The sequence below is a fragment of the Amycolatopsis sp. cmx-11-12 genome (assembly GCF_046269425.1).
In the GTDB taxonomy this organism is placed as follows: domain Bacteria; phylum Actinomycetota; class Actinomycetes; order Mycobacteriales; family Pseudonocardiaceae; genus Amycolatopsis.
Window position 1 is genome coordinate 151,874 of record NZ_JADNQM010000006.1, and the last position, 20,786, is coordinate 172,659.

A 20,786-nucleotide genomic window follows, 5' to 3' on the forward strand; every position below is an offset into this window, starting at 1 on the left:
GGTCAGCGGCCGGTGAACCGCACCTGAAGTTCCCGGTAGCCCTGCACGACGACCGCGCGCAACCAGGCCGGCTCCTTCACCAGTTCCACCCGCGACACCCGCTCCGCCACCTCTTGCAGCACGACGGCCAGCTCGATCCGCGCGAGCGCGGACCCGAGGCAGTGGTGCATGCCGTGCCCGAAGGTGATGTGCCGATTGGGTTTCCGCCCGGGGCGGAACGTGTCGGGGTCGTCGAATACGGCGGGATCCCGGTTCGCGGCGGGCAGCCACGCGACCACCGGTGTGCCGGGCGGCAGGTCATGGCCGTTGACCGTGACCTCGCCGGTCGACACCCGGAGCACGTGCATCGCGGGCGAGGTCCAGCGCAGCACCTCGTCCACGACGGTGTCGACGTCGGCGCTCCCGTCCCGCACCTCCTCCAGCAGGCCGGGCACCGTGGCGAACGCGTGCACCGCACCGGTGATCGCGTGCCGCGTGGTCTCGTTGCCGCCGATCAGCACGTTGTCGCAGTTGAGCACCACGTCGTCGATCGTGAGGTCGTCGTCGGTCAGCAGCGTGCTGACGAGGTCGTCGCCGGGGCTCGCGCGGCGCACGGAGATCAGCTCGTCGAAGTAGACGAGGATCTCGGTGTGCGCCTGCCGCGGCGTCATCCCGTCGAACAGTTCGTCCTCACCGCCGAACGCGTGGTTGGTCAGGTCGATGAGCATGTCCTCGTCCTCGGCCGGCACACCGAGGATTTCGCAGACGACCGCGGCGGGGATACGCGGGCCGATCGCCGCGGCGACGTCGCACACCTCGCCGTCGAGCACGCGGTCGAGCACGCCGCGCACCTCGGTCCGCACCCGCTCCGAGAGTTTCCGCGCGGCCGCCCTCGAAAGCAGCGGGCCGACCAGCTTGCGCAATTTGCGGTGCTGCTCCTGTTCGGAGACCACCATCATCTGGCCACCCGACTTGTCCGGGTTGTCGCGGTCGAAGCCGATCATCATCCCGTACTCGGAGGTGAACGGCGCGGAGGGCGCGAGGACCGCGGCGCACGCCTGATGCGAGAACACGGACCAGAAACCGGTGGGTGAACTGCCCGGCTCGCTCCACACCATCGCGTCTTCCAGCGCGAGTTCACGCCAGCGGGCGTGGCGCTCCAAGGTCGTGTACAGATCGGGGTCGCCGAGATCGACGGCGTTCGTCGTCCGCATGAAAGGGTCTCCAGATCAGGTGAGGGCGCCGTCGAGCACCTTGGCGAGCCGGGCCACGGTCGGCGCGTCGAAGAAGGCCTGCACCCGCAGCCGGATCTTCAGTCGTTCACGGATCCGGCTCACCAGCCGGGTCGCGAGCAGCGAATGGCCGCCGATCTCGAAGAAGCTGTCGTCGACGCCGACGCTGCCGACGCCGAGCACTTCGGCGAACAGTTCCGCGAGCAGGATCTCCGTCGGCGTGCTCGGCGCCCGTCCCGTGGTCACCCGTCCGGCGCTCTCCCCGTCGGGATCGGGCAGGGCGGTCCGGTCGACCTTGCCGTTCGGCGAGGTCGGCAGGCGCGGCAGGCCGACGACCACGTCGGGTACCAGGTACGACGGCATCCGTTCCCGCAACGGAGGAAGCAGGTTTTCGGCCCCCACGGTGCCGACCACATAGGCGACGAGCCTGTTGTCGTGCATGGTCACCACGGCCTGGGCCACCCCGCCCACCGCGAGCAACGCGGCCTCGACCTCACCCGGCTCGATCCGGTGGCCACGCACCTTCAGCTGATCGTCGGCGCGGCCGACGAAGACGTACTGGCCGTCCGGGCGCATCCGCACCCGGTCACCGGTGCGGTACATGCGGCCACCCGGCTCTCCGAACGGATCCGCCAGAAAACGCTCCGCGGTCGCGGCCGCTCTTCGAAGGTAGCCGCGGGCCAGGCCGGGGCCGACCGTGTACAACTCGCCCACGTCCCCGTCCGGGACCGGCCGCAGCCGCTCGTCCAGGACGTAGGTGCGGACACCGGTGATCGGCCTGCCGATCGGCGGCGTGTCCTCACCGGTCAGCGGCTCGCTCGCGGTCACCGCGACGGTGACCTCGGTCGGGCCGTACGCGTTGATCATCACGCGGTCCATGGCCCAGCGTTTCGCGACCGGGGCGGGGCACGCCTCGCCCGCGACCAGGAGGGTCAGCCCCGCGGGCAGGCCGCCGGACTCCTCCAGCGGTGCCAGCGCGGACGGCGGCAGCGTGACGTGGGTGATGCCCTGCTCACGCACCAGCCTGCCGAGCGGCTCGCCGGGGACCAGATCCGGCGCGGAAGCCAGCACCAGGCAACCACCGGCCTGCCAGATCGGCCAGAACTCGGCGACGGCGGCGTCGAAACTGGGCGACGCGAAAGCGAGCAACTTGCTCTCCGGCCCCAGTTTCTGGCGGCGCACGTAGTCGTCGGCCAGATTCGGGATCCCGCGGTGCGTGACCAGCACGCCTTTCGGCTTCCCGGTCGAGCCCGAGGTGTAGATGACGTACGCGGGATGGTCGGGAAGCAGCGGGCTGAGCCGGTCTTGGTCGTCCAGGTTCGGTTCGGTCCGGCCCGGCTCCCGTTCCACACTCATGACGACGGGAGCGCCGTCCACATCCTGACCTGGCAGGCACAACAGGCAGTGCGCCGCCGTGTCTTCCAGCATGTGCCGCTTGCGTTCCTCCGGATAATCCGGGTCGACGGGCACATACGCGGCACCCGCCTTGTGCACGGCCAGGATCGCGATGACGAATTCGATCGACCTCGGCATCGCCAGCGCGACCAGCCGCTCCGGGCCGACTCCGTGCGCCACGAGCCGTCGCGCGAGCCGATTGGCTTCACCGTTCAGCTCGGCGTAGGTGAGCGTCGTGGTGTCCATCGCCACCGCGGGCCGATCCGGCAGCACGGCCGCGGTCGCCTCGAACAGGGCAGGTGTCGTGGCCGCCGAAAGGACGGTCATGCGGTTTCCCCCAGTGTCTCGCGGGATTCGGTGCGGAGGAACCGGATCAGCTCGCGGTTCACCGGCTCCGGGTTCTCCAGGTAGCCGAAATGTCCGCACCCGGGAATCGTGCGGTGGGTCGCGCCGGGAATCGCGGCGGCCAGTTCCTGCCCGGCCGCCGGTGGCGCCACGAGGTCGTGCTCGAACGAGACGACGTGGCTGGGCACCTTGATCGCGCGGTAGGCGTCGATCCGGTCGGGCAACGCGCTCAGCAGCAGCTGCGCCCGGACGCCCGGCCCCCAGGACCCCGTCGCCGCGAACAGGTCGAGCCAGTCGCCGGCGAGGTCGTCGTCGGCGAGCGTCGCGGGCCCCAGGTTGTGCATGGCGCGAACGGCGGCGAGGAAACCCGGTGGCAGCTCGATGCCCTGCTCGATGAGTTTCGCTTCACCCTCCGCGAGCTCCCGCTGGACGAGACTGCTCTTGCCGCAGGCGGCCATCAACACGACCGAATGCAGCAGCTCCGGATGGGCGAGCGCCAGTTCCTGCGCGATGTACGAGCCCATCGAGGTGCCGATCACGCGGCACGGCATCGCGTCGAGGTAGTCGATCAGGGCGGCCACGTCCGCGACGAGGTCGTCGATCGTGAACCCGCCGGTACCGTCGTCGCTCGGCGGGATTCCGCGATTGTCCATGGTGATCACCCGGAATCCGGCGGCGCGGAGCGCGGGTACCTGGTGCAGGTCCCACACCGAACTCGGTGCGCCGGTGCCGGTCAGCAACAGTACCGGCGGACCGTCGCCACAGTCGTTGTAGGACAACCGGATCCCGTTCTCGGTCGTCATCAGCATGAGGCTCCTCCGGGAGTGCGGTTTGGGCTGACCGTACCTTCAGAGATCGAGTGTCCGGAGTATTCGGCGATGGACGCCCCGGAGCGCCGGGAAATCATCCCGGACGTCCACGGTCCATTCTTGACACCTCAACGGCCTATGGAAATCCTAGTATTCATGGATTCAAACGGTCTGTCCACCCAGTTGAACGTGGAAACGCTGCACGGATCGCTCACCGATCCGGCCATCTCTTCGATGAACCTGCTCAACGAGTTGATCGACGAATACCCTGTGGCCATTTCCATGGCGGCGGGACGGCCGTACGAAGAGTTCTTCGACATCCGTCTCGTTCACGAGTACATCGACGCCTATTGCGACCATCTCCGCACCGATCGGAAAATGGACGAGGCGGGGGTCACCCGCACTATCTTTCAATACGGCACCACGAAGGGTGTCATCGCCGATCTCATCGCGCGGAATCTCGCCGAAGACGAGGACATCGACGCCGCCCCCGAGTCCGTGGTCGTCACCGTCGGCGCCCAAGAGGCCATGTTCCTGGTTCTCCGCACACTGCGGGCGAGTGACCGGGACGTGCTGCTCGCGCCCGCTCCCACCTACGTCGGACTGACCGGCGCGGCACTGCTCACCGACACCCCGGTTTGGCCGGTCCGGTCCACCGAGAACGGCATCGACCCCGAAGACCTCGTGCTCCAGCTGAAGCGTGCCGACGAACAGGGCAAACGGGTCCGGGCCTGTTACGTGACACCGAACTTCGCCAACCCCACCGGCACCAGCATGGATCTGCCGTCCCGTCGCCGTCTCCTCGAGGTGGCCGAGGCGCACGGCATCCTTCTCCTGGAGGACAACGCGTACGGGCTCTTCGGCTCCGAGCGGCTCCCCACGCTGAAGTCCCTCGACCGGTCGGGCACCGTGGTCTATCTCGGTTCCTTCGCCAAGACCGGCATGCCCGGCGCCCGGGTCGGCTACGCGGTGGCGGATCAGCGGATGGCGGACGGCGGCCTGTTCGCCGACCAGCTTTCGAAGCTCAAAGGCATGCTCACGGTGAACACCTCCCCCATCGCGCAGGCGGTGATCGCCGGGAAGCTCCTTCTCAACGGCTTCAGCCTGGTCAAGGCCAACGTGCGGGAGATCGACATCTACCAGCGCAACCTGCGCCTCACCCTCGGCGAACTCGACCGCAGGCTCGGCGCGTGCGAGGGCGTCGGCTGGAACACCCCGACGGGCGGGTTCTTCGTCACCGTCACGGTGCCTTTCGTCGTCGACGACGAACTGCTGGCGCACGCCGCCCGCGACCACGGCGTGTTGTTCACCCCGATGCATCACTTCTACGGCGGCAAGGGTGGGTTCAACCAGCTCCGGCTGTCGATCAGCCTGCTCACCCCGGAACTGATCGAAGAGGGCGTGTCGCGGCTCGCTGACCTGATCACCTCACGGCTGCCCTGACCGCCACGGGAATGCGATGCTCGTGTCGCGAAAGCCACTTTCGGGACACCAGACGTCCCGAAAGTGGCTTTCGCGACACGCCACGCTCGCCTTAACCCCTCACAACGACGCCTCCAGCATCAACACGTCTTCCGGACGCTTGCCGGTGAACGGCCGCACGGTCACGGCGAAACCTGCCTGTTCGAATTCCCGCACGATCGGATCCATCGGGGGAATCCGCATGCGATGGGTACAGACGACGAAGGGATCGGCCGTTTTGTCGGCGGGGTAAATGGTGATGTCGTTGATCTCGTCGCCCCCCGAGAACAGTCTCGCGTGGTGCAGCACATATTCCCGGCCACTCTTGCCCGACAATTCTTGAGAGCGCTCCTCCGGCTCCGACTTCGCGGGATCCTGCTGGCCGACGCCGACCAGGAATCGTCCGCCGGGCGCGAGATGCTCACGAACCGAGGCGTACAAACCGGCCCGGCCGTCATCGTCCAAGACCGACAGCGTTCCGGGGCTGATGATCACCGTTCCGAAACGCTTGTCCAACTTGAAAGCGCCCATATCCCCTTGCACCACGGTGCACCGATCCCGCACGTCCTTCGGCGCGTTCCTCAGCCGCCTCCGGAGGACGTCGAGCATCGTGTCCGACAGTTCGAGCGCGGTCACCTCGAAGCCCAGCTCCAGGAGAGGGAAGGTCACCCGCCCCGTTCCGACCGCGAGTTCCAGCACCGGTCCGGATCCCGGGCGGATACGGGTCGAGTACTCCTTCGCCTCCGCGATGGCCGACTCGTCTTCGTCATCCATCAAGTCCTGATAAATGTCCTTGGCTTCCTCGGCGTAGTAGTCGCACAGCACACCTCGCTCGCCCACCGAGGCAAGCAGGGTGTCCGCGTAGGCGGTCCGGACCGGTTCGTACACGAAATTTTCGGTCATACGGCCACAATACGGCCGGGCGGTTGTCTCCGGCACGAGCGCGAGCTGGACGACGCCGACTCACTACGCCCCACTCACCTTGGCCTCCAACAACAACACGTCCGGAGAACTCTGTCCGGCGGACGCGAACGGGGTCCGCGTGACCATGTCGAATCCGGCTTCTTCGAGTTCCCGCACGACCTGTTCCGCTTTCAGCAGCCTGATCCGGTTCGTGCAGACGACGAAGGGATCGGCCGTTTCTTCGGCGGGGTAAATGGTGATTTCGTGGATCTCCTCGGACGGCAACAGCGCCGCGTGCAGTACATACCGCCGGCCACTGAGACCAGGCAGCTCCTGCTGGCGTTCCCCTTGCCCCGGCTTGACGGCCTCCGCCACGGCCACGCCGAGCAGGAATCGCCCGCCGGGCGCGAGATGCTCGCGAACGGAGGCGTACAGGCCAGGCCTGTCCGCGGCGTCCAGGACATTGATCGAGCCCGAGCTGACGACCACCCTTTCGAAGCGTTCGTCCAACGCGAAGGCGGTCATGTCCCCTTGCACCACAGTGCACCGTTTCCGGACGTCCACCGTCGCGTTTTCCAGCAGTTCCCGGAAAGTGGCGATCATCGCGGTCGACAGTTCGAGCGCCGTCACCTCGAAGCCCAGTTCCAGGAGGGGGAAGGTCACCCGTCCCGTTCCGGCGGCGAGTTCCAGCACCGGCCCGGACGCCGGGCGGATCAGGGTCGCGAACTCCTGTGCTTCCGAGGTGCCGTCCGAATCCCGCATCAAATCGTGATAAGTGTCCGCGGCGTCCTCGTCATAGATGCCGCACAGGACACCTCGCCCGCCGACCGAGGCGAGCAAGGTGTCCGAGCGGGTGGTCCGGATTCGTTCACTCATAAGGCCAGAATACGGGCAGCCGGTCGCCTCCGGCATGAGCGGAAGATGGACGGAGCCGGCGTGTCCACAAAGGACAAGTAAGGCACCGGCTCACCCACCGCCACCATCTCCTGGGGTGCCGCCTGGGCCCGGTCCAGGCGGCGGTTCGCCCGGCCCCGGGCCGGCCGGCAGTCTGCCTGCCCCCGGTCCACTGGGAATCTTGCCCGACTCCGGTCCGGCGTTGGCGTCGTAGGAGGCACCGGCGTAATCGGGGTCGAGGACGGAGACGGCATACGTGGCGGGTGCGGCCAGCATGGCCGCGACACCGAGCGCGAGCGCGCCGGTGACCAGTGCGGTGGAAGCGGTCCTGAGCACTCGCGCCAAAACCAGCACGACGACGGCGATCACGCCGAGCGTGAGCGCGCCCCATCTCGCCCCTGGCAGAAAGTTGGGGTAATGGGACCACAGCCAGGCACCCCAAGCCACTTCGGCCGCGACCGCGACCGGCAGTATCCAAGCCTGCCCGCCGCCACGCCGGAACGCCCGCCAGAACATCACGATGCCCAGCGCGGAAAGGGCGGCGACCGCGGGCGCGAACGAGGCCACATACGCGGTATGCGCGACTTCGCCGGCGCTGAAGACCAAGCCGAATGTCACCAGCCACACTCCCCACATCACCAACCCGCCACGCACCGGGTCGGTGCGTTCGGCCCGGCGCCACCACCAGAGCCCGCACAACAGGGACAGCAGCGTGAGCGGGAGCAGCCAGGCGATCGCGACGCCGAGGTGACCGTCGAACAGCTTGCCCCACCCGCTCGGGCTCTCCCGGCTCTTGACCTTCGTCGGGTCCTCCCACGGATTCCCCCTGATGGTGGGGCGAATGTCCACCAGCGGAGGAGGCGGCATGTCCGGGTTGGCCGTCGGGATGTCGCTGTCGGAGACTGTCCTGGCCCCTGGCAGGTCGATGCCCACGCGCCCGAGACCGTTGTAGCCGAAGACCATGGCGGCGGCGCTGTTGTTCGTGCTGCCATCGATGTAGGGCCGGTCGTCGGCCGGGGTGAAGGTGTAGAGCGCGATCCACGACAGCGACACCGCCAGCGTCGTCACCCCGGCGATCCCCAGATGCTTCACCCGGCGGCGCAGCTCGATCGGCGCTGTCAGCAGGTACCCGACCGCCAAGGCGGGCAGGACCATCCACGCCTGCAACATCTTGGCCTGGAAGCCGATCCCGACCCAGACACCGGCCCACACCAGTGACCGCAGTCGTCCTTCCAGCACCGCGCGCTGATACGCGTCGACGGCGAGCACCAGGCACATCGTCAGGAGACCGTCGTGCATGCTGTGCCCGAACATGGACGCGGCGACCGGAGTCAGGGTGAAAATACCCGCGGCGAGTAGACCGGGAACCACGCCCGCCCACCGCCGCACCACCCGGTACATCACCAGCACCGAGATGACACCCTCGATCACCTGCGGCAACGCCAGCGACCAAGCGTGAAAACCAAAGATCTTGGCCGAGATGACCTGGGGCACAAAAGACCCGGCGAGCTTGTCGAGCGTGTACGTCGCCTCCATGTCGATGGCGCCGAACAAGAATGCTTTCCAGCTCCCGGACATGCTTTTGACAGCTTCCGAGTACAGCGGCGCGTAGTCGACCAGCGACAGGTTCCAGGCGTAAAGCACCGCCGCCACGAACGCGATGCCCAACAGCGCGGGCCTGGCCCACGGTGGCTGACCCGACGGCGAACGCCAGACCGCCCACCGAGTGGATCTGTCGTCGGGAACGGATTCCTGAGACGGCGACGGCAGATAATCAAGTGTTACGGACACGCCTGTACCTCCGGACATGATCTCAGGACTTGTCTTCGCCGCGGAGCACCGGCCAGGTCGTTTCACCGTATCCGCCGGACGGCGAGCTTTTCCGTGCGTGCCCTTCCAACTGGGCGAACAGATCCTTGTCGGGTCCGCTGAGCATCAGCATCTGTGACGGATAGAGCTTCAGCGCGGCGAATTTCCGCGTCCGCGCCTCCTGCTTGACGGAGCCGAAATCGGGAGGGCCGAGATGAAAACCCTCCGGCAGTTCGGCCGCGCCCAAGCCGAACGTCGCATGAGGAAGGTCTTCCCACAGTCGTATCGGAATGTCCTTCTCGTATGCGACGAACAGTGCGGCGTCTCGCGTGATCTCGTTGTCGATATGATTACTGATAGCCGCACAAGTGACGATCAGCGTCGGGGCACACTCTTCGACAACCGACTTGATGTCATCCTTGACCGCGGAAAAGAGAACCGGATCGCTCTGTGGCGATTGCCGGCTGATTGCCAGCTTCTGGCGGCCTTCCACGTTGTCGGCCAACCACCGGCCGTCCGGCAACTTGCGATAGATGGAATCAAGGAACGGGCCATGCCGGTAGTCGACCTCCAGGTGATCGAGCGCGGCGATATCTTCATTTCGGCGATGTAGCGGTGCGTCCTGGTCCGGTGAGAGGCCCCAGAGCGAGTGCATCCGCTCCGCCGCCGGGGAGTAAGGGGGCGCTGCTGTACCGGCGAATACCGTATATACGGTCGCCTTCGCACCGTCCTGCACCGCCTGGGCGAGCCCGGCCCCGAAGGACAGGGCCGCGTCGTCCAAATGGGCGGAGATCGCCAGTAGCCGGGTCGCGTCAGGGTCGTGAGACATAGCGATAACTTTGGCGACAACGGTGCCACGTTACAACGGCGAAGTCTGGACAAACCCCGGCACAGCAAAGGCGTGGTTCCCTACCTACGCCGGACCGGCCCGAAGGCTGACGATGTGGGAATCGGGACGTTCAGTGATGCTGTTGGCGAATTCGTGGCCACGCGAAGCTCTCCTGGCGTGTTCTTAGGGAGATCACGCGTGACTGGACGGAGATCACGTGTGTTTGGACGGAGAACTCGGCCGCGGTCGGACTGGGCCGCGTGATCTCCATCCAGTCACGCGTGTCCTCCCTAAGATCACGCGACGACCCGGGGCCCCTTTCGCGTGGCCACGAATTCACCAACAGCATCACTCAGTGTCCCGGTTCCTCCATCGTCACGAGATCGCGCCGGTACCCACCAAAGAACGTGCGGCTTACCGGCCGACCGCGTCGAGAAGCAGTTCCGCGGCCACCGCCGCCCCGTCGGCGCGGATCGTGGCGGCCACGGCCTTCGCCCGCGTGCGGGTTTCCGGGGCCAAAGCCGTGGCGAGCGCGGCCGACAGGGAGTCGAACGTCGGGTCCGCGACCTCATGTGCCGCACCGATGCCCAGCTCGGCCACCCGTCCGGCGAAGTACGGCTGGTCCGTGTACCGGGGGATCACGAGCTGGGGAACGGCGGCTCGCGCGGCCACGTGCGTCGTGCCCGCGCTGCCGGGGTGGATGACGGCGGCCACTCGGCCGAACAGCACCTGAAGGTTCGTTTCCTCGACGGCGAAGCAGTCGTCCCGGTCGTCGGGCAGGGCCAGGTCGGCCCAGCCTTGGGAGAGGATCACCCGGCGGCCCTCGGCACGGATCGCCTCGATGGCCACACTCGCGGCGTCAGCGGTTCCGGTCGCGCTGCCGAAACCCACGTAGACCGGCGCCGACCCGGCGTCCAGGAACGCCGCCAGCTCAGGCGAAAGAGGCCGTTCGTCAGGCAGGCCCCACACTCCGGTCTGGACGGCGTCGAGATCCGGCTGCACCGGGGCCAGCACCGGATCCGCCGCCAGCCATGGCTGATCGGTGTAGGCGTAGTCGAAGAGGTTCTCCACCGGCGGCAGGCCGATCGAGGCCCGCTGGCTGTTGAGCGGGCCACCGAAGCGTTTGTAGAAACGTTGGTGCCGCTGCTCCCACAGCACCCGGTTGTCGGTCACGCCCGGTTCGGTTCGCTCGTCCAGAGGTGGCTGGAAATGCGCCGAGGGCAGATAAACCGGGCTGTAGGCGGCGTAGAAGTAGGGGATGCCCGCCTTCTCGGCGACCGACCGTACGGCGGCCGCGGCGGCCAGCTCTCCGGTCGTCACCACCGCGTCGCACCCTTCGGCGGCCGCCGGGACCCGGTCGAACTGCATGGCGACCAACCCGGCCTCGAGCCGTCGCTCGTCCTCGGGCGACGGCGGCGGCATCCCGTCCTGCAACATCACGCGCTGCGGCATGCCGACCGGCACCAGCGGCACCCCGACCTCGGCCAATCGCTCGGCGGCGGCGGGCGGCGCGCACATCCGCACCTCCGCGCCGCGTTCCCGTAGCCGAACCGCCAGTGCCACCAACGGTTCGACGTCCCCGCGACTGCCGGACGTCGACAACAACACGCGCATTACGTATCCCCAGTTCCGTAGGTTGGGTTCAGGCGGGAACAGACGGCTTTTCCCGGCTGACCGCGTCGAGGAGCAAGTCCGCGGCCACCGACGCCCCGTCAGTGCGGATCGTCCCGGCCACTTCCTTCGCCCGCGTGCGGGTTTCCGGGGCCAAGGCCGTGGCGAGCGCCGCCGACAAGGATTCGAACGTCGGAGCCGGACCGTCGAGTGCCGCACCGATACCGAGTTCCGCCACCCGGCCGGCGTAGTACGGCTGGTCCGCGATCTGGGGCACCAGCACCTGGGGGACGCCCGCACCGGCGGCCACGGTCGTCGTACCCGCACCGCCGTGGTGGACGACGGCGGCCACCCGGCCGAACAACGCCTGGTGGTTCACCTCGCCGACGGCGAGGCAGTCGTCCCGGTCGTCGGGCAGGGCCAACTCGGCCCAGCCGCGACCGAGGATCACCCGGCGGCCCTGTGCGCGGACGGCCTCGATGGCCGACTGGGCGGCGTCGGCCTGCGCGCGCATACTGCCGAAACTCACGTACACCGGCGGCGGGCCGTCGTCCAGAAACGCCTTCAGCTCGGCCGGAAGCGGCCGTTCGTCGGGCAGGAGCCACGCGCCGGTCTGCACGACGTCGAGGTCCGTCGGCTGCGCCGGGGCCAGCACCGGATCCGCCGCCACCCAAGGCTGATCGGTGTAGCAGAAACCGAAAATGTCCTCCACCGGCGGCAGGCCGACCGCGGCCCGCCTGCTGTTGAGCGTCTCCCCGTACCGGTTGTGGGCACTCTGGTTGTTCCGGTCCCACAGCGCCCGGATCTCGGTTCCGTCCGGCGCGGGTGGCTCGCCGATCGGCGGCGGCGGCGCGTAGTGCGGTGACGGCACGTAGATCGGGCAGTAGAAGGCGTAAAAGTACGGAATGCCCAGCTTCTCGGCCACCGACCGGACGCCGACCGCCGCGGGCAGCAGGCCGGTCGTCACCACCGCGTCACATCCCTCGGCGGCCGCGGGGACCTGGTCGAACTGCAAGGTGATCGCCTCGGTCATGAACCGGGCCATCTCCTCGCGCGACGGCCGTGCCGCCCCGTCCGCCTTCGGGCGCGCCGGACGGCCGATCGGCACCAGCGGCACGTCGACCTCGGCCAGCCGCTCGGCGGCGTCCGGCGGCGCGCACATCCGCACCTGGGCGCCGCGTTCCCGCAACCGAACCGCCAAGGCCACCAACGGTTCGACATCCCCGCGACTGCCGGACGTCGACAACAACACACGCATTACGTGCCCTCAGTTCAGTAGGGTTCACACGGAAACGGACGGTTTTTCCCGGACTGCGCGGAACAACAGGTTCGCGGCCACCGAGGTCCCGTCGGTACGGATCGCGGCGGCCACTTCCTTCGCCCGCGCGCGGGTTTCCGGCGACAAAGCCGTGTCGAGCGCCGCCGACAAGGACTCGAACGTCGGAGTCGGACCGTCGAGTGCCGCACCGATACCGAGTTCCGCCACCTGCCCGGCGTAGTAGACCTGCTCGATGATGTGGCGCACCACGATCTGCGGGGCACCCGCCCGCGTGGCCACGTGCGTCGTGCCCGCGCCATCGTGGTGGATGGTGGCGGCCACCCGGCCGAACAACGCCTGAAGGTTCACTTCGCCGACCGCGAAGCAGTCGTCCCCGTCGTCGGGCAGGGCCAAATCCGCCCAGCCACGCGAAAGAAGTACCCGGCGGCCCTGTGCTCGGATCGCCTCGATGGCCACCTTGTCGGCGTCGGCGGTTTTGAGCGAACTGCCGAAACCGACGTACACCGGTGCCGGCCCGGCGTTCAGGAACGCCTCCAGCTCCGCCGGAAGGGGCCGCTCGTCGGGCAGGATCCACGCGCCGGTCTGCACCGCTTCCTCGCCCGGCCGCAGCGGGGCAAGGGTCGGATCCGCCGCCAGCCACGGCCGATCGGTGTAGCCGTAGTCGAAAAGGTTCTTCACCGGTGGCAGGCCGATCAAGGCCCGCTGCTCGTTGACCGCGCCACCGGCGAACCTGTCGGCGCCCTCGTTGTACTGGGCCCGCCGCGCCGGAGTGTGCGCCGTCGGCAGATGGTCCGGGCAGAGAACGGTGTAGAAGTAGGGGATGCCCAGCTTCTCGGCCACCGACCGGGCGGCGACCGCGGTGGGCAGCAAACCGGTCGCCAGCACCACGTCACATCCCTCGGCGGCCTCCGGGAGCCGGTCGAACTGCTCGGCGATCACCTCGGCCGCGACCTCGGGCGCCCCGGGCGGCAGGACTCCCGGCTCACGTGCCCCCGCGCGCACCGGCCGTCCGATGGACACCATCGGCACCCCGACAGCGGCGCACCGCTCCACGTAATCCGGCGGTGCGCACACCTGCACCTCCGCACCGAGTTCCCGCAACCGCACGGCCAAGGCCACCAGCGGTTCGACATCGCCGCGTGATCCACAGCCCGAAATCAGCACACGCATGTGCGTTCCCTCTCCGCTAGGCCGCTCAAGCCGGGTGGTACGGCAGCCACTTCATCCCGTCGGGCGAGGTCACCAGCCCGCCGGGGAACAGGGGCATTTCAGGCTCGGCGTCCTCACCGAGGATCGCCTTCATCTGCACCTGGCCCGCTTCCTGCATCGCCTGCTTGACCACCTGCGACTTGAACATCGGCACCATGTTGTCCCCGTCGCCGCCGGCCATCTGATCCACGGCCGCGGCGAATTCGGCACTGCGCTCGGCGATCCGGTCCGCGGCCGTCAGCGCCGTCTCACCGGAGGACACGCCACCGATCAGCTCGACGAACGACTCGATGTCGGTGTTCTCGTTCTTCGTGACCTTCTTGGCCTGCCAGAAATACGATTCCTCGTTCACGTTCATCTGATAGAACGACACGAGGAATTCGTAGAACACGCCGTATTCGCGGCGATACCGCGCCTCGTACTCGGTCAGTACGGTCTTCTCGTCCAGATCGCCCGCGAGGACACTGTTGATCGACCTGGCCGCGAGCAGCGCGCTGTAGGTCGCCAGGTGCACACCAGAGGAGAACACCGGGTCCACGAAGCACGCGGCGTCGCCGACCAGGACCATCCCCGGGCGCCAGAAAGTCGTCTGCTGGTACGAATAGTCCTTGCGGACCCGCAACTCCCCGTACTTGCCGGTCGTCACCCTGGTCGCGTTGGACAGATACTCCGAGATCAACGGGCATTCGCCGATCAGGTCCATGAGTGCCTTCTCGCGGTCACCCTGGATCTTGTCGGCGTCCTCCCGGCGCACCACCGCGCCGACACTGGTCAGCGTGTCGCTCAGCGGGATGTACCAGAACCAGCCGCTGTCGAAGGCCACGCTCAGGATGTTGCCCGACACCGGCGCGGGCAGCCGCTTTCCGCCCTCGAAATAGCCGAACAGCGCCAGGCTGCGGAAGAACTCCGAGTAGTTCCGCGTACCGCCGACCTTGGAATACAGCCGGCTCTTGTTGCCCGACGCGTCGATCACGAAGCGCGCCGACACCTCACGCTCGTTGCCGTCGGGATCGGTGTACCGCAGCCCGGTGACGCGTTCGCCCTCTTCCACCACGTCGTTGACCGAGCACCCCTCGCGCACGACGACGCCCTTGCTCTTGGCGTTGTTCAACAGGATCTGGTCGAACTTCGCCCGCTCGACCTGATAGGCGTGCGACGTCGAGCCGGTCATCTTGGCCGAGATGCCGAAGTGGAACGTCCACGGCTCCGGGCGGGCACCCCAGCGGAACGTGCCGCCGCGCTTGATCGGGAATCCGGCGTTGGCCAGTTCGTCCGAGACACCGAGGATCCGGCACACCCCGTGCACCGTGGCGGGCAGCAGCGACTCACCGATCTGATAGCGGGGAAAGACCTCTTTCTCCAGCAGCAGGACGCGGTGCCCCTGCATGGCCACCAAGGTGGCGACGGTCGAGCCGCCAGGCCCGCCACCGGCCACCACTACATCGAACTCTTCCGCCGACATATCCCACCATTCCTCGTTCGAGTGTCAATTCGTCGTGGTCGTTGAACTTGGCCTGCGGTCCGCTACCAGGTGACCGGTAACCGGTCCGGGCAATCGACGAAAGCGTTGCGGTGCTTGATCTCCTCGATGGGCACCGTCAGGCGCAGCCCGGGGAACCGGCGCCACAGGGTCTGATAGGACATCCGCAGCATCACCTTCGCCACCGCCGCGCCGATGCAGTAATGGATTCCATGCCCGAATCCGACGTCCGAAATCGGCGGCCGGGTCGCGTCGAGGACGTTGGGATTCGGCGTCAGCGCTTCATCCCGGTTGGCCATGAGAATCGAGCACAGGACATAGTCCCCGGCTTTGATCAACTGCCCGTCGACGACGACGTCTTTCACGGCCATCCGGGGATTCGGCTGCTGCACGGGCGACAGATAACGCACCAGTTCGGTGACCACGCGATCCGCCTCCTCGCGACCGGCGAGGAGCATTTCGATCTGCCCGGGATTGCCGAGGAGCGCGAGAACCCCGAAACCGATCATCCCGGCGACGGTCTCGACGCCACCGAGGATCAGTGCCGTGCACAGGCCCTTGAGTTCCTCGTCCGAGACGTTGTCCCCGTGCTCTCGCACGAGCATGCCGATGAACCCCTCGTCGGGATCCTTCCGCTGGCGGGTGATGAGACCGGTCAGGTACCGGTTGAACGCCGCGCTGTCGTTCGCCCGCTCCTTGAACCCGCGGTTGAAATCGACGTTCCGCCTGATCCGGCGGATGAACTCGTGCCGGTCGTCACGCGGGATGCCGAGCAGTTCGCACAGGACACCCCCGCCGACCGGATCGGCGAACAATCCCTGGAGGTCCGCGGACGGCCCCTCCGCCTCCATCGCCTCGAGCCGCTCGTCGATAAGGTCCTGGATCGCGGGCTCCAGCCGCCGGATCCGCCGGACGGTGAATTCCGGCGTCAGCATTTTCCGCAGGCGGGTGTGCTCGGGAGGATCATAAGTCGAGATCTGCCCGACGAATTGGGAAGCCACGTGATTCCCTTTTCCGGTCACCGATTCCGACTGGGTCAGGCGGGGCCGCGTCGTGAAGTTCTCGTGATCACCGAGGATCTTTCGCACCACGTCATAGCCCATTGCCTGCCAGACGAAGTCGACGCCCAGCTGAGTGCTCGCTTCCCCGACCGTCCGGAACAACGGGCCGTGCGCCCTGAGTTCGAACATGTCCTCATGCGGATCGCAAAGCGTTCTCATCATGTAGTTCGCCGTCGGCCGCAAAATCGGCGCGACCTCATCGATAACGTGATCCATACCGAGCTGAAGCTCCTTCACTGACCAGGAGTGGCGTTCTGAGAACGACACCGGATGGACACCGGCGCAACCGGCCCGGACACTCTGGCGACCCAATTCCACCCGCAATCAGACAGCAGGTCCAGCACCGCACATGGACAACGGGGGCCTTCGGAACGGGGCGGCGCGGTGGCGATGACCGGCCCCGGAACTCGCGTGCTTCCGTTGTCGCGTGATCCTGCGGGCCTTACGCGTGATTGGACGGCGATCTCCCGTGCTTGAGCGGAGATCTCGCGTGATTGGAGGGAGGACACACCCGCGGCCGGATTCCGCCGGATGTCATCCGTCCTATCACGCGAGATCTCCGTCTGATCACGCGTAACCGCCGTCTGATCACGCGACACTCGCTGGATCTCACGGTGCGGCGCCGATGACCGGCCCCGAGGCCGGACCGCGCCCTCACTGTGTGGATTTTGGGGCGTTAGTTGACCCGAAATCCACACAGTCCCGCACGAAAGTCCCTGTGACCACCGGATCCGGAGGGGGTGTGTGGAAATAGGGACACTCAACGTCCCTATTTCCACACACCCCTCGATAAAGCCGGATCTCACGTGCTTCCCGCCGGATCTCACGTGCTTGGAGCCGGAACTCGCGAGTTCCGGCTCCAAGCACGCGAGTTCCGGCTCCAAGCACGCGTGTTCGGCGCCGGGCGGGCGATCACGCCATGAGGCTGGCTCCCGCGGTGAGGTGGCGGCCGACCAGCGGCGGGAACTCGCGGACGGCCCGGCCCAGCTCGGCGAGGTCGTCGGCGACCAGCGCTTGGGGACCGTCGCAGAGCGCCTCTTCCGGCGTGGGATGCACATCGATGATCAGGCCGTCCGCGTCCGCCGCCATCGCCGCGCGGGACAGTGGCAGCACCAGTTCGCGCCGTCCGCCGGAATGCGACGGGTCGATGATCACCGGCAGGTGGGTCAGCCCCTGCGCGACCGGGACCGCGGAGACGTCGAGGGTGTTGCGGGTGGCCGTTTCGAACGTCCGGATACCGCGTTCGCAGAGCACGATGTCGAGGTTGCCCCGCTGGGCGATGTACTCGGCGGCCATCAGCCACTCTTCGATCGTGGCGTTCATGCCCCGTTTGAGCATCACCGGCTTGCCGCAGTCACCGACCGCTTGCAGGAGCGCGAAGTTCTGCATGTTCCGCGTGCCGACCTGAAGCATGTCCGCGTACTCGGTCACGAGGGACACGTCGTGCGCGCTGACGACCTCGGTGACCACCGGCATCCCCGTCGTCTCCCGGACGTCGGCCAGGATGCGCAGGCCGTCCTCGCCGAGCCCCTGGAAGGCATACGGCGAAGTGCGCGGCTTGTAGGCGCCGCCACGCAGCAGAGACGCGCCCGCCTGCTGTGCCATTCGTGCGGCGGCAAGGGTTTGCCGCGGCGTCTCGACCGCGCACGGTCCGGCGATCAAGGTCATCGTGCCGGGGCCGATGGGCACCCCCGCGACGCGGACCACCGAACGCGCCGGATGGTTCTCACGGCTCACCAGCTTGTAGGGCACCGAAACGCGCAGCACGTCGGCGACACCCGGTTTGCCGAGCAGGCCGAGCGTCTCGAACCGCTCGATGTCACCGACCAGCCCGATGATCGTCCGGCTGACGCCTCGGCTGACGGACGCCGTACCGCCCGCTCTCTCCACCAACGAGACGAGCGCGTCGATCTCGTGCGCCGAGGCTCCGGGCGCCATCACGATTACCATTTGTGTCTCCCTTGGAATGCGGTCACCAGGCGACCATCAGGCTGGTCAAGCCATACGCGGGGGTGGTCAGGCGGAACGTCGTTTCCTGGTCGGGATCCGCGAGCCTCAACGCGGGAAAACGTCGCCACAGGGCGGTATAGACCGCTCGCAGTTCGAGGCGGGCCAGCGCGGCTCCCAGGCAATGGTGGATGCCGTGCCCGAACGCGACATGAGCAATGGGCTCACGCGTGACGTCGAGGCGGTCGACATCCGGTTGCAGTGCGGGGTCACGGTTCGCCGCCGGGAGGGAGCAGATGACCGACTCCCCCGCCTTGATCACCTTGTCCGCGATGGTGACGTCCTCCATCGCGGTCCGGGGTGTCGGCGCATACGGGACCGTCAGGTAGCGGAGCAATTCGTCGACAGCCCGGTCCGCCGACTGATCGTCGCCGCGCAACGCGTCGATCTGCTCGGGGTGCCGCAGCAGCGCCAGCACGCCGAGCCCGATCATGCCGGAGATGTTGTCGTCGCCTGCCAAGATCACCTGCACGCAGAAGCCTCTCAGCTCCTCGTCGGTGACCGCGTCGCCGTGTGCGGCGACGATCGACCCGAACAGCCCCTCGCCGGGGTCTTTCCGTTCCCTGGCGATCATGGCCAGCAGGTAGCGGGAGAACGCCTCGCCGACGGCCGCCCGTTTCCGCTGGCTCAGTGAGGCGTCGAGATGCCGGTGACACAGCTGCATGAACATGGCGCGGTCGTCACGGGGCACCCCGATCAGCTCGCACAGCACGGCTCCCGGCACCTCGTCGGCGACCAGCTCGATCAGATCGGCGGGGGATCCCTCCTGCTCCATGGCATCGAGCCGGTCGGCCACGATCTGGTCGATGTAGGGCCCCATCCGCCGCATCCGGCGCAGGGTGAACGCCGGGGTCACCAGCTGCCGGAGCCGGGTGTGCTCCGGCGGGTCGTAGTCCATCAGGTTGCCGACCAGTTCCCGCGGCCGGAAGACGCCCTTCCCGCCGATCTCGTCACGCGGGTCCCAGCGGCGCCGGGTGCTGAACTTCGTGTGATCGCCGAGCACCTGCCGGACGACGGCGTGCCCGGTGGCCATCCAGGCGGACTCGGCGTCCGCGCCGGAGCCGACGGTGACCCTGGTCAGGGTGCCGGCGGAGAGCAGTTCGTCCGCCGGATCCAAACCCTGCCGTCGAATGTGGAGCGGGAGCGGATTGTCGGCGCTCACTGCGTTGTTCATCGGTTCTCCTGTGTTTCCGCGCTACCAATCGAGCAACAGGGCTTCCACGTCGAACGGCGGGTGACCCAGTTTGATCTCGCGATCCGGTTCGGCCAGCTTCAGCGTGGGAAAGCGGTGTGTCAGCGCCGGAATCGCCGTCCGGAACACCAGTTCGGCCAGCGGCCTGCCGAGGCAGTGATGGATACCGTGCCCGAAGGCGACGTGCGCCGGCCTTTCCCTGGTGATGTCGAACCGATCCTCCGGGCCGGGGAAGTGCCGGCGGTTCGCGGCCAGCAAGGAGCAGGTGACGGTGTCGCCTTCCTTGATGACGCAATCACCGATGCGGACGTCCTCCATCGCGATCCGCGGGGTGAGTTTCTCGTCGGTGGTGAGATAGCGGACGACCTCGTCCAGCCAATCCGGGACGGCTTCCGGGGTGTCCCGGAGCATCGCGAACTGGTCGGCGTTCTCGGCCATCAGCCAGGCGCCCGCCGCGAGGAACCTGGCCATCTGGTCCCCACCCGCGCCCATGATGAACGCGGCCACCCCTTTCAGCTCGGCGTCGGTGATCTCGTCGCCGTTCTCCTGCACTACGACGCCGAACATGTCGTCGCCGGGATCGCGACGGGTGCGAGCCACGACCTGTTCGATGTAGGTCATGTACTTGTTCCCCGCCGCCACGCGTTTCTTGCCGGACTTCTCGGCCCGGCTGGCGTGGAGGGCGCGGGACAGATCCGCCTGATCATCGCGGGGGATGCCGAGGAAGTCACAAGTCACCGTCGTCGCGACGGCCCACCCGAAGTGCGGGACGAAGTCCACCGGGCCGCCGATGGCCTCGATGTCGTCAAGGGTCGACTTGATGATCTGCTCGATCTGCGACCGGAACTTCTCCATCCGCCGGACGGCGAAAGGGGAAACCACCATCCGGCGCAGGCGCGTGTGCTCCGGCGGGTCGTACTGGGTGAGGAAACCGGGCCAGGTGAACCCGGCCGCGGTCCCACCCCAGAGCAGCTTGGCGCTGAACTTGTCCGAACCGAGAACCTGCCGGATCTCCTCGTAGCCGGTGACGAGCCACGCGGTCCGCGGTTCGGGGCAATCCTCGACACCCAAGATGGACATGGGGCCTTCGCTCATCAGGGTGCGGAGCTGGGATCCCGGGTCGAACCGGGTCCTCCGGTGGACCTCCGTACCGCGGATGACGTTGATCTCCTCGAACACTGCTGGTCCTTTCCCCCCATCCAGCCGGTTGAGGCGGAATGGATGTTTCAGGTCGGTTGGACGAGAGTCGGGGCTCGTCCAACCGTCCACATTGAGCGGCTGGACGCCTCCG

At 67.4% G+C, this 20,786-nt stretch carries 16 protein-coding genes; 1 reads left to right on the forward strand and 15 read right to left on the reverse strand.

The window, feature by feature from the left end; all coding sequences use genetic code 11:
• Nucleotides 1–2 precede the first annotated feature (2 nt).
• The 3 genes from ACLARN_RS10580 to ACLARN_RS10590 are packed head-to-tail and all read right to left on the reverse strand — an operon-like array spanning nucleotide 3 to nucleotide 3,760.
• A complete protein-coding gene (locus tag ACLARN_RS10580) occupies nucleotides 3–1,193 on the reverse strand; it encodes a cytochrome P450 (RefSeq protein WP_409491150.1) in 1,191 nt (396 codons plus the stop codon).
• Nucleotides 1,194–1,208: 15 nt separating this feature from the next.
• On the reverse strand, nucleotides 1,209–2,933 hold the full coding sequence (locus tag ACLARN_RS10585; protein WP_409491151.1) for an amino acid adenylation domain-containing protein: 1,725 nt from the start codon (nucleotides 2,931–2,933) through the stop codon (nucleotides 1,209–1,211).
• Entirely contained in the window at nucleotides 2,930–3,760 is an 831-nt protein-coding gene (locus ACLARN_RS10590; protein WP_409491152.1) for an alpha/beta fold hydrolase, read from the reverse strand. Before ACLARN_RS10590 ends, ACLARN_RS10585 begins: the two co-directional genes overlap by 4 nt.
• Nucleotides 3,761–3,916: 156 nt before the next feature.
• Between ACLARN_RS10590 and ACLARN_RS10595 the strand changes: the two genes are divergently transcribed.
• Complete coding sequence (locus ACLARN_RS10595; RefSeq protein ID WP_409491153.1) at nucleotides 3,917–5,203, forward strand: PLP-dependent aminotransferase family protein; 1,287 nt, start codon at nucleotides 3,917–3,919, stop codon at nucleotides 5,201–5,203.
• Nucleotides 5,204–5,302: 99 nt separating this feature from the next.
• On the opposite strand, the gene mpaM (ACLARN_RS10600) is transcribed toward ACLARN_RS10595, so the two are convergent.
• From mpaM (ACLARN_RS10600) to ACLARN_RS10655, 12 genes are all read right to left on the reverse strand, one after another.
• A complete protein-coding gene (gene mpaM, locus ACLARN_RS10600) occupies nucleotides 5,303–6,124 on the reverse strand; it encodes a daptide-type RiPP biosynthesis methyltransferase (protein ID WP_409491154.1) in 822 nt (273 codons plus the stop codon).
• Nucleotides 6,125–6,187: 63 nt separating this feature from the next.
• Nucleotides 6,188–7,000 carry a daptide-type RiPP biosynthesis methyltransferase gene (mpaM, locus tag ACLARN_RS10605; RefSeq protein ID WP_409491155.1) on the reverse strand — a complete coding sequence of 271 codons (813 nt, stop codon included), beginning with the start codon at nucleotides 6,998–7,000 and terminating at the stop codon, nucleotides 6,188–6,190.
• 90 nt (nucleotides 7,001–7,090) lie between these two features.
• Nucleotides 7,091–8,809 (reverse strand): ArnT family glycosyltransferase, encoded by a 1,719-nt coding sequence (locus ACLARN_RS10610; protein WP_409491156.1) that lies wholly within the window; start codon nucleotides 8,807–8,809, stop codon nucleotides 7,091–7,093.
• A 22-nt stretch (nucleotides 8,810–8,831) separates the two neighbouring features.
• Nucleotides 8,832–9,656 (reverse strand): PIG-L deacetylase family protein, encoded by an 825-nt coding sequence (locus ACLARN_RS10615; protein WP_409491157.1) that lies wholly within the window; start codon nucleotides 9,654–9,656, stop codon nucleotides 8,832–8,834.
• A gap of 414 nt (nucleotides 9,657–10,070) precedes the next feature.
• Nucleotides 10,071–11,270, reverse strand: a complete 1,200-nt coding sequence (locus tag ACLARN_RS10620) for a glycosyltransferase (protein ID WP_409491158.1) — start codon at nucleotides 11,268–11,270, stop codon at nucleotides 10,071–10,073.
• A gap of 28 nt (nucleotides 11,271–11,298) precedes the next feature.
• Nucleotides 11,299–12,525 carry a glycosyltransferase gene (locus ACLARN_RS10625; RefSeq protein WP_409491159.1) on the reverse strand — a complete coding sequence of 409 codons (1,227 nt, stop codon included), beginning with the start codon at nucleotides 12,523–12,525 and terminating at the stop codon, nucleotides 11,299–11,301.
• A 24-nt stretch (nucleotides 12,526–12,549) separates the two neighbouring features.
• The gene (locus tag ACLARN_RS10630) at nucleotides 12,550–13,716 is read right to left on the reverse strand and encodes a glycosyltransferase (protein ID WP_409491160.1); all 1,167 of its coding nucleotides are present in this window, start codon (nucleotides 13,714–13,716) and stop codon (nucleotides 12,550–12,552) included.
• Between the two features lie 25 nt (nucleotides 13,717–13,741).
• The gene (locus ACLARN_RS10635; protein WP_409491161.1) at nucleotides 13,742–15,217 is read right to left on the reverse strand and encodes a tryptophan 7-halogenase; all 1,476 of its coding nucleotides are present in this window, start codon (nucleotides 15,215–15,217) and stop codon (nucleotides 13,742–13,744) included.
• Between the two features lie 62 nt (nucleotides 15,218–15,279).
• Entirely contained in the window at nucleotides 15,280–16,512 is a 1,233-nt protein-coding gene (locus ACLARN_RS10640) for a cytochrome P450 (protein ID WP_409491162.1), read from the reverse strand.
• Between the two features lie 696 nt (nucleotides 16,513–17,208).
• Complete coding sequence (aroF, locus tag ACLARN_RS10645; protein WP_409491163.1) at nucleotides 17,209–18,246, reverse strand: 3-deoxy-7-phosphoheptulonate synthase; 1,038 nt, start codon at nucleotides 18,244–18,246, stop codon at nucleotides 17,209–17,211.
• 22 nt (nucleotides 18,247–18,268) lie between these two features.
• Entirely contained in the window at nucleotides 18,269–19,465 is a 1,197-nt protein-coding gene (locus ACLARN_RS10650) for a cytochrome P450 (protein WP_409491284.1), read from the reverse strand.
• 33 nt (nucleotides 19,466–19,498) lie between these two features.
• Nucleotides 19,499–20,674 (reverse strand): cytochrome P450, encoded by a 1,176-nt coding sequence (locus ACLARN_RS10655; protein ID WP_409491164.1) that lies wholly within the window; start codon nucleotides 20,672–20,674, stop codon nucleotides 19,499–19,501.
• Nucleotides 20,675–20,786 lie beyond the last annotated feature (112 nt).